The sequence below is a fragment of the Streptomyces sp. NPDC088910 genome, from assembly GCF_044749865.1.
Classification (GTDB): domain Bacteria; phylum Actinomycetota; class Actinomycetes; order Streptomycetales; family Streptomycetaceae; genus Actinacidiphila.
Window position 1 is genome coordinate 206,403 of the sequence record NZ_JBIVIV010000011.1, and the last position, 23,884, is coordinate 230,286.

Below are 23,884 nucleotides of genomic sequence, written 5' to 3' on the forward strand. Positions count from 1 at the left end.
CACGTCTCCCGCGGTGAAGGGGCAAGTAGCAGCTATGCGGATCGGTCTCATCGGCGCCGGGCGGATCGGCTCCTTCCACGCCGCCACGCTGGCCGCCCACGAGGACGTCGACGAGGTGACGGTCGCCGACACCGAGGCGGTACGCGCCCGGCAGGTCGCCGCGTCGGTCGGCGGGCGCGCGGCCCTTTCGGTGGACGCGCTCTTCGACAGCGCGCCGGACGCCGTCGTCATCGCCTCCGCCACCGCGTCGCACGCCGCGCTGATCACCCGCGCCGCCCGCGCCGGTGTCCCCGCCTTCTGCGAGAAGCCGGTGGCGCTCGACCTCGCCGGTACGGTGGCGGCGCTCGACGCCGTCGAGGCCGCGGGCGCCGTGCTCCAGATCGGCTTCCAGCGGCGCTTCGACGCCGGGTACCGCGCGGCGCGCGAGGCCGTACGGGCGGGCAGGGTGGGCCGGTTGCACACCGTGCGCACCGTCACCTCGGACCCGGCGCCGCCGCCGGCCGCGTACGTCCCGCTCTCCGGCGGCCTCTACCGCGACTGCCTCATCCACGACTTCGACGTGCTGCGCTGGGTCACCGGCCGGGAGATCACCGAGGTGTACGCGGCGGGCGCCAACGGCGGCGACGACTTCTTCCGCGCGGCGGGCGACGCCGACACCGCGGCGGCGCTGCTCACCCTGGAGGGCGGTGTCCTCGCGACGGCGACGGCGACCCGCTACCACGGCGCGGGGTACGACGTCCGGATGGAACTGGCCGGGACCGACGACCAGATCGCGGTGGGCGTCGGCCCGCGGACGCCCTTGCGCTCGATGGAGCCGGTCGCGGTCGCGGCGCTGCCCACGGCGCCCTGGCCCGGCTTCCTCGACCGTTTTGCCGCCGCCTACCGGGCCGAACTGGCCGCCTTCCTGCGCGTCGTACGCGGCCTGGAGCCGAATCCCTGCGAGGGTCGGGAGGCGTTGCGCGCGCTGCTCGTCGCCGAGGCGTGCGAGGTCTCGCGCCGCGAGAGACGTCCGGTGACGGTCGCCGACGTGGGCATGCGCGTACGTGAGGGCGACGTGAGCGGAGTGGTGGCATGAGCCTCGCAGGACGGCGGCGCCCGCGGGGCGGGTCCACGGGACACCGGAGGTGGTGACGGCATGAAGCGGGAGCGGATCGCGGGGGCGCCGATTTCCTGGGGTGTGTGCGAAGTGCCCGGCTGGGGGCACCAGTTGACGCCCGAACGGGTGCTGGCGGAGATGACGGAGCTGGGCATCACCGCCAGTGAGTTCGGGCCCGACGGCTTTCTGCCGGGGCCGCTGCTGGCCGCCCACGGCGTCACCGCGGTCGGCGGCTTCGTGCCCGCCGTGCTGCACGATCCCGGCCACGATCCGCTACCGGACATCCGGGCCGACCTCGACCGCTTCACCGCCGCGGGCGCCCGCACGCTCGTCCTGGCCGCGGCCACCGGGCTCGACGGCTACGACGAACGTCCCGCCGTGTCGGCCGACGGCTGGCGCACCCTGCTGGACCGGCTCGACGCCGTCACCGACCTCGCCGCCTCGCTCGGCGTCACCGCCGCCCTCCACCCCCATGTCGGCACCGTCGTCGAAGGGCCCGCCGAGGTCGACCGCGTCCTCGACGGCAGCCGGATCGGGCTCTGCCTCGACACCGGGCACCTCCTCATCGGCGGCACCGACCCGGTGGCCCTGGCGCGCCGGGCCGCCTCCCGCGTCACGCACGTCCACCTCAAGGACGTCGACCCCGCCGCCGCCGACGCCGTCCGGGACGGCCGCACCACCTACACCTCCGCCGTCCAGCAGGGCCTCTACCGCCCCCTCGGCGAGGGCGGCCTCGACCTCAGCGCCCTCATCACCCACCTCGAATCCGCCGGCTACCCCGGCTGGTACGTCATGGAGCAGGACACCGTCCTGACCGCCCCCCCACCCCCCGGCCAAGGCCCCCTCCCCGCCATCCGCGCCTCCCTCCACTGGCTCACCCACCAATGACACCCCCCACCGACAAGAGGCACATCTCCCCGCTCACTGAGGGCGGGGCGTATGACGTGGTGACGTTGGGGCGGGTGGGGGTGGACCTTTATCCCGAGCAGAGCGGGGTGGGGCTCGCGGAGGTGCGGACGTTCGCGAAGTCGCTCGGCGGGACGGCCGGAAACGTGGCGGTGGCAGCGGCCCGCCTCGGGCTGCGAACGGCCGTGCTGACGGGCGTGGGTGACGACCCGTTCGGCACGTACGTCCGCACGGCGCTCAAAGGCTTCGGCGTGGACGACAAGCTGGTCACGACCGTGCCCGGGGTGCAAACCCCCGTCGTGTTCTGCGAGTTGTTCCCGCCCGACGACTTCCCGATCTACTTCTACCGGCGCCCGGTCGCGCCCGACCAGTGCCTCGAACCGGACACGCTGGACCGCGCGGCGGTCAGGACGGCGCGGGCCCTGTGGATCACCGGCTCGGCCCTGGCGGTGGAACCGACGCGCTCGACCGTCTTCGCGGCGCTGGACGCCCGCGAGGGCGGCGAGGTGTGGTTCGACCTGGACTGGCGCCCCGGCTTCTGGGAGGACCCGGCGCAGGCCCCCGCGCTGTACGCCCGCGCGCTGGCCTACGCGACGGTGGCCGTCGGCAATCTGGACGAGACGGAGATCGCGGTCGGCAGCCGCGACCCGGAGACGGCGGCCGGGCTGCTGCTGCGGCGAGGCGTGCGGACGGCGGTCGTCAAGCAGGGCCCGGCCGGAGTGCTGGGCAGAACCGCCCGCGAGCAGCACTCGGTGCCGCCGGTCCCGGTGAAGGCCGTCAACGGCCTCGGGGCCGGTGACGCCTTCGGCGGAGCCCTGTGCGCGGGCCTGCTGTCCGGGGAACCGCTGCCCGATGTGCTCCGGGCGGCCAACGCGGCCGGCGCCCTGGTCGCCTCCCGCCTGGCGTGCGCCGACGCGATGCCGACCCGCCGGGAGATCGACGAGCTGCTGCGCGAGCCCGCGCCACCCGCCGTGCTCGCGCCACCCACCGCGCCCGGCACGCCCGCCGCGCCCGCCGCGCCCGCCGAAGGAGTTGAGCCCCAGTGACCCATCTGGCCGCGGGCACCGCGGAAAAGGACGGCTTCGACCTGTGGGTGGATCCGGCCGTCGCGGGCTGGTCGTACTCGTCCCTGCGGACCCTGACCCTGGCGCCGGGCGCCCTGCGCCGCTTCGCGGCCGGGGACAGCGAGTGGATCGTGCTGCCGCTGGCGGGCGGCTGCGCGGTGACGGTGACGCAGGCCGACGGCACCGAGGCCGCCTTCGAACTACGCGGCCGGGTCAGCGTGTTCAGCGGCGTCAGCGACTTCGCGTATGTGCCGCGCGACGCGGAGGTCACCGTCGTCAGCCCCGGCGGCAGCCGCCTGGCGCTGGCGGGGGCGCGCTGCGAGCGGCGGCTGCCCGCGCGGTACGGCCCGGCCTCCGCGGTGCCGGTGGAGCTGCGCGGGGCGGGCGGCGCGAGCCGCCAGGTCAACAACTTCGCGGCGGCGGGCGTCTTCGCCTGCGACCGGCTGATCGCGGTGGAGGTGCTGACACCGGGCGGCAACTGGTCGTCGTTCCCGCCGCACAAGCACGACGAGGCGGGCCCGCACGAGTCGGTCCTCGAAGAGATCTACTACTACGAGTTCGGCGGCGGCCCGGCCGCGCTGGGCTACCAGCGCGTCTACCCCTCCCCCGCAGGTGCCACCGACGTCCTCGCCGAAGTCCGCACCGGCGACGCGGTGTTGATCCCCGACGGCTGGCACGGCCCGAGCATGGCGGTCCCCGGCTACGACATGTACTACCTGAACGTGATGGCGGGCCCGGGCGCCGAACGGGCCTGGCTGATCAGCGACGACCCGGCACACGCGTGGGTCCGCGCGTCATGGGCGGACCAACTCCCCGACCCCCGGCTGCCGTTGTACGAGGCGCCGGTCACGAAGCAGGAGGGCGGCACCGTATGAGCGTCAGACTCACCGTCGCACAGGCCCTCGTCCGGTTCCTGTCCGTCCAGTTCACCGAGCGGGACGGCGTGCGCCACCGGTCGGTGGCCGGGATGTGGGGCATCTTCGGGCACGGCAATGTCGCGGGCGTCGGCCAGGCGCTGCTGGCGGCCGGGCCCGAGGCGATGCCGTACCACCAGGGGCGCAACGAGCAGGCGATGGTGCACGCGGCCGTCGGCTACGCCCGGACCCGGCACGGGCTCTCGGCGATGGCGTGCACGACGTCGATCGGTCCCGGCGCGACCAATCTCGTCACGGGCGCGGCGCTCGCGACGATCAACCGGGTGCCGGTGCTGCTGCTCCCCGGTGACGTCTTCGCGACCCGCCCCGCCGACCCGGTGCTCCAGCAGCTCGAAGTGCCCTGGGCGTACGACATCACCGTCAATGACGCGCTGCGGCCGGTGTCGCGCTGGTTCGACCGGATCTGGCGGCCCGAGATGCTGCCCGCCTCGCTGCTCCAGGCGATGCGGGTGCTGACCGACCCCGTCGACACGGGCGCGGTGACGCTGGCGCTGCCGCAGGACGTGCAGGCGGAGGCGTACGACTGGCCGGACGAGCTGTTCCGCGAGCGGGTCTGGCAGGTGCGGCGGCCCGCGCCGGACGCGGACGCGGTGGCCGAGGCCGCCGCCCTGCTGCGCGGCGCGCGTCGGCCGCTGATCGTCGCGGGCGGCGGGGTGCGGATCTCCGAAGCGGCGTCCGCGCTGGCCGAGTTGGCGGCGGCGACCGGCATTCCGGTGGCCGAGACGCAAGGAGGCAAGGGCGCGCTGCGGTGGGACCATCCGCAGGCGCTCGGCGGCATCGGGCACACCGGTACGGCGCCCGCCGACGCGGCGGCGCGGGAGGCCGACGTGGTGCTCGGCGTCGGCACCCGGTGGACGGACTTCACCACGGCGTCCGGTGCGCTCTTCGCGCCCGACGCGCGCTTCATCAGTCTCAACATCGCCTCTTTCGACGGCCACAAGATGGCCGGACTGGCGCTCGTCGGCGACGCTCGGGCCGGAATCGCCGCCCTGGCCGCCGAGTTGACGGGCCATCAGGCACCGGGGCGGACCCCCGACGCGCGCCGGGCGCTGGCCGACTGGCGCGCCCGTACGGACGCTGCCTTCGGTGACGGCGGCGGCGAGGGACCGCCGTCGCAGAGCGAGGTCGTCGGGGCGCTGGACGCGGTGCTGCACGACCGGGACGTGGTGGTCAACGCGGCCGGTTCCCTCCCGGGTGACCTGCACAAACTGTGGCGGGCGCGGGACGTGGGGCAGTATCACGTCGAGTACGGCTTCTCCTGCATGGGGTACGAGATCCCGGCCGCCATCGGCGTGAAGCTGGCGGCGCCCGACCGCGAGGTGTTCGCGCTCGTGGGCGACGGCACGTACTTGATGCTGCCGACGGAGGTCGTGACCGCCGTCCAGGAGGGCGTCCCGATCAATGTGGTGATCGTCCAGAACCACGGATACGCCTCCATCGGGGGCCTGTCCGAGCAGGTCGGCGCCGAACGCTTCGGCACCGCCTACCGGTTCCGCGCCCCTGACGGGTCCTTCGCGGGCGAGCCGCTGCCGGTGGACCTCGCGGCCAACGCCGCCAGCCTCGGCCTCGAGGTCTTCACCGCCCGTACGGCCAAGGAGTTGCGCGCCGCGCTGGCCGCCGCCCGCGAGTCGCCCCGGGCGACGGCCGTGTACGTCGAGACCGACCCCGCGCGGCCCGGACCCGGCGCCGAGGCGTGGTGGGACGTCCCGGTCGCCGAGGTGTCGGACCGCCCGGCCACGCGGGCCGCCCGCGAGGCGTACGACCGGGCGTGCCCGGCGCCCGGGACCCGGCCCCGTCTTTAGGGCATGTCCGCGGGGCCTTGGGCCGGGCCGCCGCATGCGGCGGGCGGGATCGGCACGCCCTTGCGGGCGAGCAGCGACTTGAGGGACTGGATGATCGGGAAGACCTCGTTGTTGAGGTCGGCGCCCTGGCTCTCGTAGGCGCGCTGTTCCGCCTCGACGATGACGCGGTCCTGGCCGAAGATGCCCTCGGTGAAGAGCGTGATGACCGGCCACAGCAGGTGGATCACGCCGGGGACCGGGGGCTTTTGGATCATGATGAGGCCGTAGGTGTGATTGTGGTGCTGGGCCTGGTCGGTGGGCATGTAGGCGTTCCACAGGTCGAGGGCCGGGGGCTCCTCGCGCTTGCCGTCGGTCCAGTACCGCAGCGTCTGGTACGGGTAGCCGGTGCGGATCGTCATCAGGTCCGCGTACTTGTCGTCGTTGCCGCTGCCGATGATCAGGCGCTCGCCGAGGGACTGCTTGCCCTCGGTGCGCGAGAAGGAGTAGTCGGCCTCCAGCCAGTCCTCGCCCTCGCGGACGTCCAGCAGCTTGGCCCGGATCCGGCCCATCAGACTGCGGTGCAGGAATTGGTGGTTCATGTCCATCAGGTTCTCGTGCATGAACGAGTAGTGGCAGGCGATGTCCCGGTCGAGCACGCGCGTCTTGTACCGGCGGTCGGCGTACGAGGGTAGTTCCGGCATCGGCGTGACCTCGGCCAGTTCCTGATCGCCGGGGAAGACGAAGACGAATCCGTACGCCTCGCGGCACGCGTAACTGCGCACGCCGTTGGGCAGTTTCCGCTTCCGGTCCAGATAGGGGATGTTCACGCACGCGCCCGTGCGGTCGTACGTCCAGCAGTGGTAGCCGCAGAGCAGCCGCTCGTCCTTCACCACGCCCATGCTCAGCGGGACCTGGCGGTGGGCGCAGCGGTCCTCCAGGGCGTACGGCGCGCCCTTCTCCGGCCGGACCAGGACGATCTCCGTCCCGGCGTACTTCACGGCCAGCGTCTTGCCGCTCTTGAGGTCGCGGGACCGGGCGAGCGGATACCAGAAGTCCGGGTCGAGTCCGGTCGTGCGGGTGGTGGGGACGTCCTCCTCCGGTGCCACGTCGCGGTATTTGCGCAATGGGGGCTTCGTCTGCGGGAGCGTCATACCAGAAATACGAACGTACCGGTCAGTACGTTCGCGTGGCGGCCTCACCAAATCGTCATGACTTGGTCAAGTCCGCGTCCACGCGTAGATTTCCGGTGCCGATGTCGTGATCATCTCCGGGACCGGCGGCGGAATTCCGCCGGGCCCGGCACGGGGACCGGCGGCGGGGAACATCACTGGGGGCAGATGTGGACTGGGGAACGCTCGTCGCGACGCTCAGCGGCGGTGGCATCGCCATTTCCGGCACCGTGCTCGCCGACCATTTGCGCCGCCGCCACGAGGACGGCCGGGGCACCGACGCGCGGCGCCGGGCGGTCTACATCGACTTCATCAGCGCCACCGGGGTCTGCCACGCGGGCCTGCGCCGGATCGCCCAGAATCCGGGCGCGGAGCCGGACGTGGACGCCGCGTCGCGCGCCGCGCTCGACGACGCCGGGATCTACGAGGCGCGCGAGCGGCTCTTCATCGACGCCTCCACCGCCGTCGCGGGCGCGGGCCAGGCGATGTTCGAGCACCTGCGCGCCGTTCAGCGGGCGGTCGCGGCGGGGGCCGCTTCGACGTCCGTCGCCTTCCACGACGTCTATCACCCCTATCTCGGCGCGGTGTGGACCTACCGGGTGGCCGTGCGCAGGGAGTTGGAAGGTCTTTCCCTTTCACCGGAGGCTTTCGGCTGGTCCGAGTGGGACGGCAAGGACCGGTGCCCGATCTGCCGGGCCGCGCTCGGCGCGAGCTGATGACCGCGCTCGGCGCGAGCTGATTCCGGAATGGGCACACGGCGCGGCCCGCGTACACCCGACATGCCGTAAAGGCATTATCCGGACAGAAATTGGCGTTCTTTCGCCCGCGCGGCAACCTGTGCGCGCTCGCGTCCCTGTTCGCAGGTAGACCCAACCGCACCTGGACGCGAGGAATTCGATGACGCATACCCAAGGCAGCCGACGTCTCAGGCGCTCGGCTCTCGTGGCCGCGGCGGCTTTCGCCGTGGTCGCGGGCGGCGTCGGCGCCGCACCCGGCGCCGGAGCGGCGACGCCCGTGACCCCCAAGCTGAAGCTGGTGGCCGCCTCCACCTCGGTCACCGCTGACCGCTACGACGGCGACACCGGCGTCTACCTGGACCTCGGCGCGTACCTCACCGCCGACAAGGCGCCGTTCGAACTCCGCGTGACCCGTAAGTCGTACAAGGACCCGGTGGTCGTCGCGCAGGTGACGCGCAGCGGCTCGAAGACGGTCACGAAGAAGCTGCCCGCAGGGCTGGTCAAGGACTTCGCCGGGCTGCCGGGCTTCCTCCAGGTGACCATCACCGACAGCAAGGGCGTGAAGGTCGCGAGCACCAGCGACACCTTCTGCCCGAACTCCGCGTCGGGCCGCATCCGTCCGGACGCCCCGGCCACCTCGCCGTACCCGGACGGCTGCTCCGACAACCCGTTCACGCTCGGCTCGGTGTGGGGCGTCCAGAAGGGCTGGGCCGCGGCGGCCTCGCAGGGCATCGGCCCGGACGGCGGGGTCGACCTGAAGGCCGGCACGTACACCGCGAAGATCTCCGTGGCGAAGAAGTACCGGGACGTGTTCGGGATTCCGAACGACCAGCCGACGGTGAAGGTGACCGTGCGGACCGTGCAGGACGGGTCGGGCGCGGCGCGGTCGCGGATGTCGGCCGCGCTGCCGGGCGGACAGCCGCGCGCGGGCTCCGTGCCGGGCACGCTCAGGGCCGCCGCGCACCGGCCGGCGGGCGCCGCGGGCGTGCCGTCCAACGTGCCGAAGCCGGACCTGCGGGCGCTGCCCGCGTACGGCATCGCGATCACCGACGGCAGCGACGGCGGTGAGGGCGACGCCCCGGCCACCGGCACCGACTACCTGGCCTTCAGCGCCACCGTGTGGGACGCGGGCCCGGCGCCGCTGGTCGTGGACGGCTTCCGCACTCCCGGCAAGGAGAAGATGGACGCCTACCAGTACTTCTACGACGCCAAGGGCAAGCAGGTCGGCTACACGCCCACCGGCACCATGGAGTGGGACCCGCGCGTCGGCCACCAGCACTGGCATTTCTCGGACTTCGCCAGCTACCGGCTGCTGAGCTCCGACAAGAAGCTGATCGTCCGCAGCGGCAAGGAAGCCTTCTGCCTGGCCAACACCGACGCCATCGACTACACGGTGAAGAACGCCAACTGGCACCCGAACAACACCGATCTGGCGACCGCCTGCGGTGAGCACAGCGCGCTGTCGGTGCGCGAGGTGCTGGACGTCGGCAACGGCGACACGTACTCGCAGTACCGCCCGGGCCAGTCCTTCGACATCAGCAAGCTGGTGAACGGCACGTACTACATCCAGGTGATCGCCAACCCCGACCACCGGCTCAAGGAGAGCAGTTACGGCAACAACGTGGCGCTGCGCAAGGTGATCCTGGGCGGCACGCCGGGGCACCGCACGGTCAAGGTGCCCGCGTACGAGCTGGTCAACGCGCCCTGATTTAGCGCGCGTTGACCGTCCGGGGTCCGGCCGCCTCCCCTCCTCGCGGCCGGGCCCCCTCTTTCGCGTCCTTCGCGTCCTTCGCGCTCTTCGCGCGCGGGCCGCGGGCTAGGGTGACATCATGGTCGAGATTCCCGAGGACTTCGCGCGCGGCACGGTGGCGCGGGAGGCGGACCGGGGCCGCGAGTGGATCGCCGGGCTGCCGACGCTCGTCGACGAACTGCTCCAGCGCTGGGACTGCGTACCGGAGGCGGCCGTCGTCCACGGGCAGGTCGGCGTGGTGCTGCCCGTACGCGACGGCGAGGGCCGGTCCGCCGTCCTCAAGGTCTCCTTCCCCCACCCCGGGAACGTCCACGAGCCGGACGCCTTCGCCGTGTGGCGCGGGCGCGGCGCCGTCCGGCTGTACGCGCGCGACGACGCGCGGTTCGCGATGCTGCTGGAGCGGGCCGAGCCGCGCTCGCTCGCCGAAGTCCCCGACGTGGACGAGGCGGTGGCCCTCGCGGGCGCCCTGGCGCGGCGGCTGGCCGTGCCCGCGCCCGCCGAACTGCCCAGGCTGCGCGACCAGGCGGAGCCCTGGGCGACCGAACTGCGCGCGGACCTCGCCGAGTTGGCGCAGCCGCTGCCCGCCCGTACCGTCGACGCCGCGCTCGCCACCCTCGCGGAGCTGGGCCCCGACCAGCCGGACACCCTCGTCCACGGCGACCTGCACTTCACCAATGTGCTGGCCTCCGCACGCGAGCCGTGGCTGGCCATCGACCCCAAGGGGTACGTCGGCGACCCGGCGTACGACACGGCCACGCTGCTGCGCGACCGCTACGAGGACCTGCTGGCCGCGCCCGACCTCAAGGCGGCCCTGCTGCGCCGCGTCGCGGTCTTCGCCGACGCGGCCGGGATCGACCGCGAACGGGCCCGCCGCTGGGCGCAGTACCGCGCGGTGACGGCCGCCGTGTGGGGGCGGCGGCATGGTGATCCGGACTGGGTGGTGCGGGCCACGGATGTCCTGGCGGACCTGCTCGTCTGAGGGCCGGGATCACCGATGCCGGGGCGCGCGGACGTATAAAGGAGCGCATGGACTCCTCGCAGGCCGACGCCTACCTCCAGCGCATCGGGGCCGAACGGCCCGCCGTCCCCGACGCGGCGGGGCTGCGCGAACTGCACCTGCGGCACCAGCTCGCCGTCCCCTTCGAGAACCTGTCGATCCACCTCGGCCAGGACATCGTGCTCACCGAGCCCGCGCTCTTCGAGAAGGTCGTCACGGACCGACGGGGCGGATTCTGCTACGAGTTGAACGGCGCCTTCGGCGCGCTGCTGCGCTCGCTCGGCTACGGGGTGGAGCTGCTGGCCGCGCGGGTGTACGGGAAGGACGGCCGCGTCGGGCCGCCGTACGACCATCTCGCGCTGCGGGTACGGACGGCGGACGGCGAGACGTGGCTGGCCGATGTCGGCTTCGGCCGCCACAGTCACTTTCCGCTGCGCTACGCCGAGCGGGGTGAACAGGTCGATCCGGGAGGGGTGTTCCGGATCGCGGACGCCGATGCCGACGCTGACGCCGACGCCGACGCCCACTCGGACGCGGGGGATCTTGTCGTCGTGCGCGACGGTGAGCCGCAGTATCTGCTGGAGCGGCGGCCCCGGCTGCTGGCGGACTTCGAGGCCACCTGCTGGTGGCAGCGCACCTCGCCCGTCTCGCACTTCCGCACGTCCCTCATCTGCTCCCGCCTCACCCCCGAGGGGCGCGCGACGCTCAGCGGGCGCACCCTCGTCCTCACCGCCTCCGGCACGCGCGAGGAGCGCGAACTCCCCGACGCCGAGGCCGTGCTCGCCGCCTACCGCACCCACTTCTCACTCGACCTCCCCCGCGAGCCCGCCGTCACCCCACCCACACCGCCCGCAGCGTGACCTGCTCCGGGGCGCGCCGGCTGTGCGGGCGCAGCGTCGCGTACCCCCCGGTGCAGTCCGCCCCCGTATAGACCCGCACCGTCTCCCCCGTCTCGTTCCACGGCGCGTACGCCGCCCCGTACGCCCTCGGCCCGATCACCTCCGGCAGCACGAGGCACTGCCCGCTCGGCGGGTCGGTCAGCACACTGGTCAGCGGCCCCTGCCGCGTCATGAACGTGTACGAGAATCTGCCGGTCGCGGCTGCGGCGCTTCCGTCCGGCAGACACGTCGCTGCCGCGAGCAGGCCCGTCGTCACGGCGACGGCGGCGGTACGCGTGCGCATGCGGCCCCTCCCAAGGTCGGCTTCTCCGCCCCCGAAGCTACGGCTGGCGCCGTCCTCTCCCCGCAAAACCGTTCCCCCCGGCGAGCCGCCGCCATCTGGGACACAGGAAGGTGCGTTCCCCGCGCCCCTGAAAAGATCAGCTCACCGCCCACGGCAACGAACCCGCCAGCGCCCCGCGCCGAAGGATGGGTGCGGGGCGGAACGGGGGGCAGGCTTACCGCAGGTCTCATGCTCCTCTCATGTCACGTTGCGGTGACAGCTGCCCCCACCCCCGGCGAAAGGCGAGGCGGCTGCCGGTACCGTGCTGATCGCGTGCACCGCCCCACCGGCGCACGGTCCGTTCGCGCCCGCGCGCTTCGGTGCGCCCGCGCAGCAGCCCGCAGCCTCAGGAAGGACGGCGATACGCCGTGTACCGCTGGGAAACCACGCGAGCCGCACTGGCGCAGCGGGTGTTCGCCACGATCCGTAGCGAGAGTTACGACCAGGCGGCGGCGACGGCGGACACGCTGCTGTCCGCGGGGCTGACGACGCTGGAGATCTCGCTGACGACGCCCTTCGCGCTGGAGGCGGTGACGACGCTGGTGCGCGAGGTCGGGGACGACGCGGTGATCGGCGCGGGGACCGTACTGGACGCGGTGTCGGCGCGGATGGCGATCGACGCGGGCGCACGGTTCCTGCTGTCGCCGAGCCTGGACGAGGACGTGCTGAAGACCGGCCACCGGTACGGCGTACCGGTGTTCCCCGGGGTCGCCACGCCCGGCGAGGTGGTGCGGGCGATGGAGCTGGGCGCGGACGCGCTGACGCTCTATCCGGCCACCTCGTTCACCCCCGCGTGGGTCACCGACGTGCTGGCGATCATGCCGCAGGCGGCCCTGCTGCCCTGCGGCGGCATCACCGTGGCCGACGCGCCCTCGTGGGTGGCGTCGGGCGCCGTCGCGGTCGGCATGGGCTCGGCGCTGACGTCGGGCGACCGCGAGACCGTGACGAAACGGCTGACCGAGCTCCTGGAACGGCTGGCGGACACCGTCTGAACGCCGTGTCCCCTGGTTAGGCTGGTCCGTGGGGGACGCGGACCCGAGGGGGAGCTGTGAGCACACCGGAGACGGTGGATCTGCATGTCTACGCCCGCGCGTACGGCGAGGACTTCACCGCCGACCCGTACCCCGTCTACGCGCGGCTGCGCGAGCGCGGCCCCGTCCACCACGTCCGGACGGCGGACACCGGCGCGATGTGGCTGGTCGTGGGGCACGACGAGGCGCGCGCCGCGCTCGCCGACAGCCGGCTGAGCAAGAACTGGCAGTCGCTGCTGCCCGACGGCGACGTCTCGGGCGGCTTCGCCAGCCACATGCTGGACGCCGACCCGCCCCGGCACACCCGGCTGCGCAAGCTGGTGTCACGGGAGTTCACCCCGCGCCGCGTCGAGGCGCTGCGCCCGCGCGTCCAGGCGATCACCGACGACCTCGTCGAGGCGATGCTGCCCGGCGGGAGCGCCGACCTCGTCGACGCCCTCGCCTTCCCGCTGCCGATGACCGTCATCTGTGAACTGCTCGGCGTGCCCGACCTGGACCGCGAGGCGTTCCGCGGCTGGTCCAACGAGATCGTCGGCCCCACCGGCCCCGAGGCCGAGGCCGACGCGGTCCAGGCCATGTCGGAGTACCTGGTCGAGCTGATCGAGGACAAGCGGTGCGCCGCGCCGCGCGACGACCTGCTGAGCGCGCTGATCCGTACGCGGTACGAGGACGGCGACCGGCTCTCGTCCGACGAACTGGTGGGCATGGCCTTCCTGCTGCTGGTCGCCGGGCACGAGACGACCGTCAACCTCATCGCCAACGGCGTCCTCGCCCTGCTCCGGCACCCCGACCAGCTCGCCGCCCTGCGCGCCGACCCCGGACTGCTCGACGGCGCCGTCGAGGAGATGCTGCGCTACGACGGTCCGGTGGAGACCACGACATGGCGGTTCGCCCGCGAGACCCTGGAGATCGGCGGCGTACGCGTGCCCTCGGGCGACTCCGTCCTGATCGCCCTCGCGTCCGCCGACCGCGACCCCGGCCGCTATCCGGCGCCCGACACGTTCGACATCCGCCGCTCCCCGCAGGGGCACCTCGCCTTCGGCCACGGCATCCACTACTGCCTCGGCGCGCCGCTGGCCCGGCTCGAAGGCCGGATCGCCGTCAGGACCCTGCTGGACCGCTGCCCCGGCCTGGCGCTCGCCGCCGACCCGGGCGCCCTGACCTGGCGCCCCGGCCTCCTCATCCGCGGTGTGCACCGCCTCCCGGTGACCTTCTGACCGCTCTCCCCGGCCAGGGCCCGTGCGGGGGCAGGCTCTAGAATCACGGCGGCGGCCGAGCCGTACGCGCGCGCCCCTTACCTGCCAGGAGGCACCCCGTGTCAGTCGTCGCCGTCCCCGGTTCCAAGTCGGTGACCGCCCGGGCGCTCTTTCTCGCCGCCGCCGCCGAGGGCACCACTGTGCTGCGCCGGCCGCTGCTGTCGGACGACACCGACGGGTTCGCGGAGGGCCTGACCCGGCTCGGGTACCGCGTCGAGCGCGATCCGCAGGCGTGGCGGATCACCGGCCGCCCGTCGGGGCCCGCCGTGCCGGAGGCCGACGTGTACTGCCGTGACGCCGCCACCGCCGCCCGCTTCCTGCCCGCGCTGGCCGCCGCGGGCCACGGCACGTACCGCTTCGACGCGTCCGCGCAGATGCGCCGCCGCCCGGTCGCGCCGCTCACGACGGCGCTGCGCTCGCTGGGCGTGGACCTGACGCACGAGGAGGCCGAGGGGCATCTGCCGCTGACGGTGGTCGCGGACGGTCTCAAGGGCGGGGCGATCGACCTGGACGCGGGGCTGTCGTCGCAGTTCCTGACGGCGCTGCTGCTCGCGGGGCCGCTGATGGCCGAGGGGCTGCGGATCCACGTCACGGACCTGGTCTCCGCGCCCTATGTGGAGATCACGCTGGCGATGATGCGGCGCTTCGGCGTCGAGGTGGCGCGCGAGGGCGCGACCTTCGTGGTGCCGCCGGGCGGCTACCGCGCCGTCGACTACCCGATCGAGCCCGACGCCTCCACGGCCAGCTACTTCTTCGCCGCCGCCGCGCTGTCCGGCCGCACCGCGACCGTGCCGGGGCTCGGCGCGGACGCCCTCCAGGGCGACCTGCGCTTCGTGGACGTCCTGCGGCGGATGGGCGCCGACGTCGAGATCGGCCCGGACGCCACCACCGTCACCGGCACGGGCCGCCTGAGCGGTCTCACCGTCAACATGCGGGACATCTCGGACACGATGCCGACGCTCGCGGCCATCGCGCCCTTCGCCGACGGGCCGGTCCGTATCGAGGACGTGTACAACACCCGCGTCAAGGAGTGCGACCGGCTGGAGGCGTGCGCGGAGAATCTGCGGCGCCAGGGCATCACGGTCACCACGGGACGCGACTGGATCGAGATCGCGCCGGGGACCCCCGCGCCGGTCGAGATCGCCTGCCACGGGGACCACCGCATCGCGATGAGCTTCGCGGTCGCCGGGCTGCGCACGCCGGGCACCACCTTCGACGAGCCGGGCTGCGTGAAGAAGACCTTCCCCGACTTCCACTCCTTCTTCGCCTCGGTGCGCGCCGACTGGGGCGTGTGACCGACACTCCGTGCCGGGCCCCGCCCCGGCCGGAACGGCGGCGGCCGGGGTCAGCCCGCGTGCGTGGAGAACAGACCTCCGGTGGGCCCCTGCTTGTCGCCGCCCTGGGACTTCTTGAGGGCGTTGGCGAGTCCTTCGATCGTCATGGACTGGAGGATGACCCGGCCGTTGCCTTCGAGGGTGGCCAGGGACAGGCCCTCACCGCCGAAGACGGCGTTCATGACGCCCTGGCGGTTGAGGCCGCCGATGCGCTGGACGCCGTACTGGATGCCCTCCTCGAAGGCGACGATGCAGCCGGTGTCGACCTCGATCCGGCCGCCGAACTCGGCGGGGTTGAGGTCGATGAAGTTGCCCGCGCCCGCGATGATCACGGTGCCGGTGCCGGTGAACTTCTCCAGGACGAAGCCCTCGCCGCCGCTCATGCCCTGGCGTCCGCCCGCGAAGGCGATGCCGAACTGGACGGTGGACTCGGCGGCGACGAAGGCGTCCTTCTCGGCGAACCAGGCGCGTGAGCCGGTCAGTTCGAGGGCGCGCATCTCGCCGGGGAGCACACCGGCGAAGCCGACGGTGCCCTCGCCGCCCGAGGCGGTGAAGCACTGGAAGGCCAGCGACTCCCCGGCCAGGGCGCGCTGGCCGACCTGCATGGCGGTGCCCATGGCCTGCCGGAGCATGCCGCCCACACCGGAGCCGCCGGAGCCGGACCCGGAACCTGAACCCGCGCCTGAACCGCCCGAGCCGGGGCCGCCCAGCCGCGTCTCCATCGAGACGTTGGCCGTCTTGAACAGGAACTTCCCCGCCTCGCAGTACGCCGTCTGGCCCGGGCTGAGGGTGCAGACGGCCATCTGCATGGCGTTGCCGACGATCTGCTGCTGGAGGGTCACAGCGGTACTCCTAGGACGACGGGCCAAGGTGCGGCGGGCGGGTGGCCGCCGGCCCGAGCGTAGCCCCGGCGCGGCACACCACCAGCCTCACCGTCAACGTATCGCCCGCGCGATCCGGTTCCGCGCCGGACCCGGACCGCCGTGTGCCGGGCCGCCGCCGTCGGGCCCTGCGGGCTGCGCGGGCAGCCGTACGGTCCGCTCGCCGCCCGCGTCGAGGAAACGGGCCAGCGGCAGTGTCGCGGCGCCCACGGTGACCGCGTCGGCGCCGAGCCTGCCCAGTTCGATGGAGGTCTGCGCGCAGGGGTGGTGCAGGGAGTACGCGGCGGCGACCTCGCGGACGGTGGGCAGCAGCCGGGGGCCGAGCAGCAGTCCCGCCCAGCCGCCGATGACGATGCGCTGCGGGTTGAAGAGGTTGATCAGGTCGGCGATCCCGGCGCCGAGGTATTCGGCGGCCTCGGCGAGCAGTCCCCCGGCCTCGGGGTCGTGGTCGGCGGCGGCGATGAGCGCGGCCAGGCCGGTCTCCTCGCTGACCCCCGTGGGCGCCGACGGCCAGCGGCCGAGCAGTGCCTCGGCGCCGACGTACGCCTCCAGGCAGCCGCGTGAGCCGCAGCGGCAGGTGCGCCCGCCGACCCGCAGCGTGGTGTGGCCCCACTCCCCCGCGCTGCTGCTCGCGCCGCGGTACGGGGTGCCGTCGGCGACCACGGCCGCGCCGACGCCGGAGCCGATGAGGGCGATGACGACGTTGCCGGAGCCGCGTCCGCCGCCGAACCACATCTCGGCCTGGCCGAGGGTCTTGGCACCGTTGTCGATGTAGAGCGGAAGGGCGGTCCCGGCGCGCAGCAGGCGGCCGAAGGGGACGGCTTCCCAGCCGATGGTCTGGCCGTGCACGACGACGCCGTCGCCCTCGCCGGGCGCGTTGTCGCCCTGCTCGACGATGCCGGGGACGCCGATGCCGACGCCGAGCACCTCGCTGTCGTCGATCCCGGCCTCGCGGACCACGGACTCGATGCCTTCGAGCGCGAGCCGTACGACGTGGTCGACGTCGTGACCGCTGTCGGACAACGGCAGGTCGGCCGCGGCCCGTTCGGTCAGCGCGAGGTCGAACAGCTCGACCCTGACGCGGGTCTCGCCGACGTCCACGCCGACCACGTATCCGTATCCGGCGGAGACCTGGAGCAGGATGCGCGGCCGGCCGCCGTCGGACTCGACGGCACCCGCCTCCTCGACCATGCCGTCGGCGATCAGCTCGCCGACGACGTTGCTGATCGACCCGGCGCTGAGGCCGGTGTCCCGGCCCAACTCCTGGCGGCTGAGGGGTCCCTCGAAATACAAATGACGCAGAAGCGATGCACGGTTGCCCCGCCGCAGGTCACGCACTGTTCGCTTGCCGCGTTCAGCCACTTTGTCGCCCTCCCGTCTCGTCCGGCGTGAATCTATCGCTGCACAGGGTCTTGACGCCACCTTTTCTCACAAGTTAAATCACGGCCTGAATTAAGGCACAGGCGCTGTTCACTTCCTGAAGCGAACCCACCTCTGAGAGGGACCCGTTATGCGCACCTCCAGCACCTCCAGCAGACTCCTCGCGGCCACTGCCCTCGTGGCCGCGCTCGGTCTCACCGTCTCCGCCTGTGGCGGCTCGGACGACAGCGGCAGCGGCGGCGGCGGCAAGAGCACCAGTGGCGGCGGCGGCAAGACGCTGACGTACTGGGCCAGCAACCAGGGCACCAGCCTGGACAACGACAAGCAGGTGCTCACCCCCGAACTCGCCAAGTTCACCCAGCAGACCGGCATCAAGGTCAAGCTGGAGGTCATCCCGTGGTCCGACCTGCTCAACCGGATCCTCGCGGCGGCCACTTCCGGCCAGGGTCCCGACGTGCTGAACATCGGCAACACCTGGTCCGCCTCCCTCCAGGCCACCGGCGCCCTGCTGCCCTTCGACGACGCGACCTTCGCGAAGATCGGCGGCAAGGACAAGTTCGCGCCCGCGTCGATCGCCGCCGCCGGCGCGGCCGGCAAGGACCCGGCCGCGGTGCCGCTGTACTCGATGGCGTACGGCCTGTACTACAACAAGAAGATGTTCGCCGACGCCGGCATAGCCAACCCGCCCAAGACCTGGGACGAGCTGGTCGCCGACGGCAAGAAGCTCACCAAGGACGGCCACTACGGCCTCGCGGTCGAGGGCGGCAACGGTTCCGAGAACATCCACCACGCCTTCGTGCTGGCCAAGCAGCGGGGCTCCGACTGGTTCGACGCGTCCGGCAAGGCGACCTTCGACACCCCGAACAACGTCGCCGCGGTGAAGCAGTACGTCGACTTCATCGCCAAGGACAAGATCGCCGCGAAGGGCAACGCGGAGTACGCGCAGAACCAGACCATCACCGACTTCGCCACCGGCAAGGCCGCGATGATGATGTGGCAGTCCGCCGCCACCTCGATCAAGTCGCACGGCATGAACCCCGACCAGTACGGCGTGGTTCCCGTCCCGACCCTCCAGGCGGGCGCGACCGGCGACGCCGGTGTGACCTCGATGGTCGCCGGTATCAACATGGCGGTCTTCAAGAACTCCAAGAACATCGACGGCGCCCTGAAGTTCGTCAACTTCATGACCAGCGACGCCGAGCAGAAGACCCTCAACTCGACGTACGGTTCGCTGCCGCCGGTCAAGGCCGCGCAGAGCGACCCCGCCTTCCAGACCCCGGACCTGAAGACCCTCGCGAGCGTGCTGGGCAGCTCCGCCGCCCCGCTGCCGCAGGTCGCCAACGAGGCCCAGTTCGAGACCCTGGTCGGTACCGCGGTCAAGGACCTGTTCGCGGACGCCGCGGCCGGCAAGGACGTCTCGACCGACTCCGTCAAGGCCGCGCTGACCAAGGCGCAGCAGCAGATGCCCGCTTCCTAAGGATCGGCTCCATGACTGCCACTGCCCCTCCTCGGAGCGCTCCCGAGGCCGGCCCCTCCGACGGCAAGCCCGTCGGAAGGGGCCGGCTCCGGCCGCGTATTCCCGCTCGGCTGCGCCGCGTCGGCGTGCCGTACCTCATGCTCTTCCCCGCACTGATCCTGGAACTGCTGATCCACCTGGTGCCGATGGTCGTCGGCATCGTGATCAGCTTCAAAGGGCTCACGCAGTTCTTCATCCGCGACTGGGGCAGCGCGCCCTGGACCGGTCTCGACAACTACCGCGTGGCGGTCAAGTTCGACCAGCCCGTCGGCGAGGCGCTGCTGCACTCGTTCTGGGTGACCGTCATGTTCACCGTCCTGTCGGTCGGCCTGTCCTGGCTGATCGGCACCGCGGCGGCGATCCTCATGCAGGACGCCTTCCGCGGCCGGGCGATCATGCGCGCGATCTTCCTGGTGCCGTACGCGCTGCCGGTCTACGCGGCCGTCATCACCTGGGCGTTCATGTTCCAGCAGGACACCGGCCTGGTGAACCACGTACTGCACGACCAGTTGCACCTCACCTCCAACAAGCCGTTCTGGCTGATCGGTGACAACAGCTTCTGGGCGCTGGTCATCGTGTCGGTGTGGAAGTCCTGGCCGTTCGCGTTCCTGTGCCTGATGGCCGGTCTCCAGAACATCCCGCGCGAGCTGTACGAGGCCGCGGCGATGGACGGCGCGGGCATCTGGCAGCAGATCCGCAAGATCACCCTGCCGTCGCTGCGGCCGGTGAACCAGGTACTGGTCCTGGTGCTCTTCCTGTGGACGTTCAACGACTTCAACACGCCGTTCGTGCTCTTCGGCAACTCCGCACCGCACGCGGCCGACCTGATCTCCATCCACATCTACCAGTCGTCGTTCATCACCTGGAACTTCGGCTCGGGCTCGGCGATGTCCGTGCTCCTGCTGCTCTTCCTGCTCGTGGTGACCGCGTTCTACCTGCTGTTCACACGGAAGCGGGAAGTCGATGCCTAGGATCCCCGTGCAGCCGTCGCCGATGGCCTCCCCGAAGTCCTTCCTGTGGACCCGCCGGGTCGTTCTGACCCTGCTGCTGCTCTTCGTGCTCACTCCCGTGTACGTGATGCTCAGTTCGTCGCTGAAGCGGTTGCAGGACGTGCAGGGCACGTTCCACTGGATACCGAACGGCCTCACCCTGCGGCCGTACGTCGACATCTGGAAGACCGTGCCGCTCGGGCACTACTTCATGAACTCGCTGATCGTGTCGGTGAGCGCCACCCTCTTCTCGGTGGTCATCGCGATCTTCGCGGCGTACGGCGTGAGCCGCTACCGCTTCCCCGGCCGCCAGTTCTTCACCGTCACGGTGCTGTCGACACAGATGTTCCCCGGCATCCTGTTCCTGCTGCCGCTGTTCCTGATCTTCGTCAACATCGGGAACAGCACGGGCATCCAGCTCTACGGCAGCAGGCTCGGCCTGATCATCACGTATCTGACCTTCTCCCTCCCCTTCTCCATCTGGATGCTGGTCGGGTACTTCGACTCCATCCCGCGCGACCTCGACGAGGCCGCGAAGGTGGACGGCTGCGGCCCGCTCGGCGCGCTGTTCCGGGTCGTCGTGCCGGCCGCCATCCCCGGCATCGTCGCCGTGTGCGTCTACGCGTTCATGACGGCGTGGGGCGAAGTGCTCTTCGCGTCCGTCATGACCAATGACTCGACCAGGACACTCGCCGTGGGTCTGCGCGGATACGCCAGCCAGAACGACGTGTACTGGAACCAGGTCATGGCCGCGTCGCTCGTGGTGAGTGTGCCGGTGGTCGCCGGATTCCTCCTCCTCCAGCGTTACCTCGTCGCCGGGCTCACCGCCGGCGCCGTCAAGTGACCCCACCGAAAGGCTGCTTGTGAACGACCTCAGCTCTCTTCCCGCCGATTTCGTCTGGGGCGCGGCCACCGCCGCCTACCAGATCGAGGGCGGGGTGGACGAGGACGGCCGGGCCCCGTCCATCTGGGACACCTTCTCCCGAACCCCCGGCAAGGTCGCGGGCGGCGACACCGGCGACGTCGCCTGTGACCACTACCACCGCTGGCCCGAGGACCTGGAGCTGATGCGCGCCCTGGACCTCGACTCCTACCGCTTCTCGATCGCGTGGCCGCGGGTGATCCCGCAGGGTTCCGGCGCCGTCAACGCCGCCGGACTCGCCTTCTACGACCGGCTGGTCGACGCCCTGCTCGAAGCGGGCATCACGCCCAACGCCACGCTGTACCACTGGGACCTGCCGCAGGCGCAGCAGGACAGGGGCGGCTGGCCAGAGCGGGAGACCGCCGAGCGGTACGGCGAGTACGCGGCCGTCGTCGGGCAGGCGCTCGGCGACCGGGTCAAGGACTGGGCGACGCTCAACGAGCCGCTGTGCTCGGCGTGGATCGGCCACCTGGAGGGCACCATGGCCCCCGGCTGGACGGACCTGACGGCGGCGGTCCGCGCCTCGTACCACCTGCACGTCGGCCACGGCCTGGCCGTGCAGGCGCTGCGCGCGGCCCACTCCGATCTGCGGATCGGCATCGTGAACAACCTCAGCCCGTGCGAGCCCGCCACCGACCGCGACGCCGACGTGGCCGCCGCCCGGCGCGCGGACGGACACACCAACCGCTGGTGGCTGGACCCGATCCACGGCCGCGGCTACCCGCAGGACATGGTGGAGCTGTACGGCGTGGACCTGCCGATCAAGGACGGCGACCTGGAGTCGATCGCCGCTCCGCTGGACTGGCTGGGTCTGAACTACTACTTCCGCAATGTCATCACGGACGACCCGACGGGCCCCGCGCCGTACGCCAAGTCGGTGTACCTGCCGGGCGTCCGGCGGACCGCGATGGACTGGGAGGTCAACGCCGACGGCCTGGAGCAGCTTCTGGTCCGGCTCTCCGAGGAGTACGGCGCGAGCCGGATCTTCGTGACGGAGAACGGTTCCGCCTACCACGACACCGTCGGTCCCGACGGACAGGTCGACGACCCGGAGCGGGCCACCTACCTGGAGGAGCACCTGGCCGCCTGCGCAAGGGCGGTCCGCCGCGGGGTGCCGCTGGCCGGTTACTACGCCTGGTCGCTGCTGGACAACTTCGAGTGGGCGTACGGCTACGACAAGCGCTTCGGTCTGGTGCACGTCGACTACCCGACGCAGAAGCGCACGATCAAGGGCAGCGGTCGCCGCTACGCGGACATCATCGCCGCCCACCGGCGCCGGGTGCGGCGCGCGGCCTGAGATCGCGGTCGCGGATGAGGGGTGCCGTCCCGGGGATGCGGCACCCCTTCCGCGCGCCCGCCCCTGACGGGGCCTCAACTCCCGTCGGCCGGCCGTTCGATGAGCCGGCCGACGGGCTCGCCGGTCACCGCGCCGTGGTCGGCGATCCGCTCGCCGCGCAGCCAGGTGCCGCGTACGACACCGTGCAGGGTCCTGCCCGCGTAGGCGGTGATCGGGTTGCGGTGGTGCAGACGGCCCGGGTCGACGGTGAAGGTCTCCTCGGGGGCGAGGACCGCGAAGTCGGCGTCGTAGCCCGCGGCGATGGCGCCCTTGGCGGTGAGTCCGGCGAGCCGGGCGGGTCCCGCGGACATCCAGCGGGCGACGTCGGCGACGGTGTGGCCGCGGCGCCGGGCCTCGGTCCAGACCGCGGGCAGGCCGAGTTGCAGCGAGGAGATGCCGCCCCAGGCGGCGGCGAAGTCGCCGGTGTCCTTGCGCTTGAGGTCGACGGTGGACGGCGAGTGGTCGGAGACCACGCAGTCGATGGTGCCGTCGGCCAGCGCCCGCCAGAGCGCGTCCTGGTTGGCGGCCTCGCGGATCGGCGGGCAGCACTTGAACTCCGTTGCCCCGTCCGGGACTTCCTCCGCGGTCAGGGTGAGGAAGTGCGGGCAGGTCTCCACGGTGACGCGGACGCCCTCGCGCTTGGCCGCGGCGATCAGCGGCAGCGCCCCGGAGGAGGACAGGTGCAGCACATGGACGCGGGCGCCGAGCCGCTTGGCCAGCGCGATCAGACCGGCGACGGCGGTGTCCTCCGCGGCGCGCGGCCGGGAGGCGAGGAAGTCGGCGTAGTGCGGGCCGCCGCGCCGCGGGGCGCCGTCGATCAGCCCCGGGTCCTCGGCGTGCACGATGAGCAGGGCGTCGAACCGGGTCAACTCGGTGAGGGCTTCCTCCAGTTCGGCCGGGTCGAGCTGCGGGAACTCGTCGACGCCGGAGTGCAGCAGGAAGCACTTGAAGCCGAAGACGCCCGCGTCGTGCAGGGGTTGGAGGTCCTTGACGTTGCCGGGGACGGCGCCGCCCCAGAAGCCGACGTCGGTGTGCACCCGGCCGCGCGCGGTGTCCCGCTTGACCGTCAGATGCGCGATGGTGGTGGTCGGCGGGACGCTGTTGAGCGGCATGTCGACGAGCGTCGTGATGCCGCCCGCCGCAGCCGCCGCGGTGGCCGTCGCGAAGCCTTCCCACTCCGTGCGGCCGGGGTCGTTGATGTGCACGTGGGTGTCGACCAGGCCGGGCAGCAGGACGTCGTCGCCGAGGTCGACCACGCGCGCACCGGCCGGGTCGGGGGCCTCGTACGGCCGCACCGCGCTGATCACTCCGCCGCTGACGGCGACCGCCGCGGGCCGTTCGCCCTCCGGCGTCACGACGCGCCGCGAGCGCAGGATCAGTTCCTCCGCGTCCTTCACGTACCCTCCCACCACACCTTCAACAATTCGTTGAAACGCAATGTGCAGGAAGATCCCGCACACCGTCAAGGGCGTGTAAGCTTCCGCAGAGCGGAAACAGCATTTCGCAACACCGTCGGCACGGCTGGTGACCTGGCCGCCGACGCCTTCACGCACTGCCGTACCGCCGCACCGCCGTACCACCGC

Annotated in this window: 21 protein-coding genes; 16 read left to right on the forward strand and 5 right to left on the reverse strand. The window is 72.2% G+C overall.

The window, feature by feature from the left end:
- Nucleotides 1-34: 34 nt before the first annotated feature.
- From ACIP4Z_RS25015 to iolD, 5 genes are read left to right on the forward strand one after another with little or no spacing between them, the layout of a single operon-like run.
- Nucleotides 35-1,075 carry a Gfo/Idh/MocA family oxidoreductase gene (locus ACIP4Z_RS25015; protein WP_355339043.1) on the forward strand — a complete coding sequence of 347 codons (1,041 nt, stop codon included), beginning with the start codon at nucleotides 35-37 and terminating at the stop codon, nucleotides 1,073-1,075.
- Nucleotides 1,076-1,135: 60 nt separating this feature from the next.
- Complete coding sequence (locus tag ACIP4Z_RS25020) at nucleotides 1,136-1,984, forward strand: TIM barrel protein (RefSeq protein ID WP_391049498.1); 849 nt, start codon at nucleotides 1,136-1,138, stop codon at nucleotides 1,982-1,984.
- Nucleotides 1,981-3,048, forward strand: coding sequence for a 5-dehydro-2-deoxygluconokinase (gene iolC, locus ACIP4Z_RS25025; protein WP_401311605.1), 1,068 nt, complete (start codon nucleotides 1,981-1,983; stop codon nucleotides 3,046-3,048). The genes ACIP4Z_RS25020 and iolC overlap by 4 nt, the downstream gene beginning before the upstream one ends.
- Nucleotides 3,045-3,941, forward strand: coding sequence for a 5-deoxy-glucuronate isomerase (gene iolB / locus ACIP4Z_RS25030; protein ID WP_391049494.1), 897 nt, complete (start codon nucleotides 3,045-3,047; stop codon nucleotides 3,939-3,941). Before iolC ends, iolB begins: the two co-directional genes overlap by 4 nt.
- The gene (gene iolD, locus ACIP4Z_RS25035; protein ID WP_401311609.1) at nucleotides 3,938-5,803 is read left to right on the forward strand and encodes a 3D-(3,5/4)-trihydroxycyclohexane-1,2-dione acylhydrolase (decyclizing); all 1,866 of its coding nucleotides are present in this window, start codon (nucleotides 3,938-3,940) and stop codon (nucleotides 5,801-5,803) included. The genes iolB and iolD overlap by 4 nt, the downstream gene beginning before the upstream one ends.
- On the opposite strand, the gene ACIP4Z_RS25040 is transcribed toward iolD, so the two are convergent.
- Nucleotides 5,800-6,933, reverse strand: coding sequence for a Rieske 2Fe-2S domain-containing protein (locus ACIP4Z_RS25040; protein ID WP_401311612.1), 1,134 nt, complete (start codon nucleotides 6,931-6,933; stop codon nucleotides 5,800-5,802). The genes iolD and ACIP4Z_RS25040 overlap by 4 nt on opposite strands.
- Nucleotides 6,934-7,121: 188 nt before the next feature.
- Here ACIP4Z_RS25040 and ACIP4Z_RS25045 point away from each other — a divergent pair, with 188 nt between their 5' ends.
- From ACIP4Z_RS25045 to ACIP4Z_RS25060, 4 genes are all read left to right on the forward strand, one after another.
- Nucleotides 7,122-7,667 carry a CchlQ gene (locus tag ACIP4Z_RS25045; protein WP_188285437.1) on the forward strand — a complete coding sequence of 182 codons (546 nt, stop codon included), beginning with the start codon at nucleotides 7,122-7,124 and terminating at the stop codon, nucleotides 7,665-7,667.
- Between the two features lie 181 nt (nucleotides 7,668-7,848).
- Nucleotides 7,849-9,396: a lysyl oxidase family protein gene (locus ACIP4Z_RS25050; RefSeq protein WP_401311615.1), complete on the forward strand. Its 1,548-nt coding sequence runs from the start codon at nucleotides 7,849-7,851 to the stop codon at nucleotides 9,394-9,396.
- A gap of 121 nt (nucleotides 9,397-9,517) precedes the next feature.
- On the forward strand, nucleotides 9,518-10,417 hold the full coding sequence (locus tag ACIP4Z_RS25055) for an aminoglycoside phosphotransferase family protein (RefSeq protein WP_401311618.1): 900 nt from the start codon (nucleotides 9,518-9,520) through the stop codon (nucleotides 10,415-10,417).
- Between the two features lie 47 nt (nucleotides 10,418-10,464).
- Complete coding sequence (locus ACIP4Z_RS25060) at nucleotides 10,465-11,295, forward strand: arylamine N-acetyltransferase (protein ID WP_401311621.1); 831 nt, start codon at nucleotides 10,465-10,467, stop codon at nucleotides 11,293-11,295.
- Here ACIP4Z_RS25060 and ACIP4Z_RS25065 read toward each other — a convergent pair.
- Nucleotides 11,267-11,617 (reverse strand): hypothetical protein, encoded by a 351-nt coding sequence (locus tag ACIP4Z_RS25065; RefSeq protein WP_391163616.1) that lies wholly within the window; start codon nucleotides 11,615-11,617, stop codon nucleotides 11,267-11,269. The two genes, ACIP4Z_RS25060 and ACIP4Z_RS25065, sit on opposite strands and share 29 nt — an antisense overlap.
- Nucleotides 11,618-12,024: 407 nt before the next feature.
- Here ACIP4Z_RS25065 and ACIP4Z_RS25070 point away from each other — a divergent pair, with 407 nt between their 5' ends.
- The 3 genes from ACIP4Z_RS25070 (at nucleotide 12,025) to aroA (ending at nucleotide 15,238) form a co-directional block, all read left to right on the forward strand.
- On the forward strand, nucleotides 12,025-12,648 hold the full coding sequence (locus tag ACIP4Z_RS25070) for a bifunctional 4-hydroxy-2-oxoglutarate aldolase/2-dehydro-3-deoxy-phosphogluconate aldolase (protein WP_355339016.1): 624 nt from the start codon (nucleotides 12,025-12,027) through the stop codon (nucleotides 12,646-12,648).
- 56 nt (nucleotides 12,649-12,704) lie between these two features.
- Nucleotides 12,705-13,904, forward strand: coding sequence for a cytochrome P450 (locus ACIP4Z_RS25075; protein ID WP_401311624.1), 1,200 nt, complete (start codon nucleotides 12,705-12,707; stop codon nucleotides 13,902-13,904).
- A gap of 98 nt (nucleotides 13,905-14,002) precedes the next feature.
- Entirely contained in the window at nucleotides 14,003-15,238 is a 1,236-nt protein-coding gene (aroA, locus tag ACIP4Z_RS25080; protein ID WP_401311627.1) for a 3-phosphoshikimate 1-carboxyvinyltransferase, read from the forward strand.
- Between the two features lie 50 nt (nucleotides 15,239-15,288).
- Here aroA and ACIP4Z_RS25085 read toward each other — a convergent pair whose 3' ends face one another.
- Nucleotides 15,289-16,119, reverse strand: coding sequence for an AIM24 family protein (locus tag ACIP4Z_RS25085; protein WP_401311630.1), 831 nt, complete (start codon nucleotides 16,117-16,119; stop codon nucleotides 15,289-15,291).
- 93 nt (nucleotides 16,120-16,212) lie between these two features.
- The gene (locus tag ACIP4Z_RS25090) at nucleotides 16,213-17,520 is read right to left on the reverse strand and encodes an ROK family transcriptional regulator (protein WP_355339004.1); all 1,308 of its coding nucleotides are present in this window, start codon (nucleotides 17,518-17,520) and stop codon (nucleotides 16,213-16,215) included.
- Nucleotides 17,521-17,668: 148 nt separating this feature from the next.
- Between ACIP4Z_RS25090 and ACIP4Z_RS25095 the strand changes: the two genes are divergently transcribed.
- The 4 genes from ACIP4Z_RS25095 to ACIP4Z_RS25110 are packed head-to-tail and all read left to right on the forward strand — an operon-like array spanning nucleotide 17,669 to nucleotide 22,262.
- The gene (locus ACIP4Z_RS25095; RefSeq protein WP_401311634.1) at nucleotides 17,669-19,015 is read left to right on the forward strand and encodes an ABC transporter substrate-binding protein; all 1,347 of its coding nucleotides are present in this window, start codon (nucleotides 17,669-17,671) and stop codon (nucleotides 19,013-19,015) included.
- An 11-nt stretch (nucleotides 19,016-19,026) separates the two neighbouring features.
- Nucleotides 19,027-20,025: a sugar ABC transporter permease gene (locus ACIP4Z_RS25100; protein WP_355338998.1), complete on the forward strand. Its 999-nt coding sequence runs from the start codon at nucleotides 19,027-19,029 to the stop codon at nucleotides 20,023-20,025.
- Nucleotides 20,018-20,887, forward strand: a complete 870-nt coding sequence (locus ACIP4Z_RS25105; protein WP_355338995.1) for a carbohydrate ABC transporter permease — start codon at nucleotides 20,018-20,020, stop codon at nucleotides 20,885-20,887. Before ACIP4Z_RS25100 ends, ACIP4Z_RS25105 begins: the two co-directional genes overlap by 8 nt.
- Nucleotides 20,888-20,906: 19 nt before the next feature.
- On the forward strand, nucleotides 20,907-22,262 hold the full coding sequence (locus ACIP4Z_RS25110; RefSeq protein ID WP_355338992.1) for a GH1 family beta-glucosidase: 1,356 nt from the start codon (nucleotides 20,907-20,909) through the stop codon (nucleotides 22,260-22,262).
- A 74-nt stretch (nucleotides 22,263-22,336) separates the two neighbouring features.
- On the opposite strand, the gene allB is transcribed toward ACIP4Z_RS25110, so the two are convergent.
- Nucleotides 22,337-23,698: an allantoinase AllB gene (gene allB / locus ACIP4Z_RS25115; protein WP_401311639.1), complete on the reverse strand. Its 1,362-nt coding sequence runs from the start codon at nucleotides 23,696-23,698 to the stop codon at nucleotides 22,337-22,339.
- Nucleotides 23,699-23,884 lie beyond the last annotated feature (186 nt).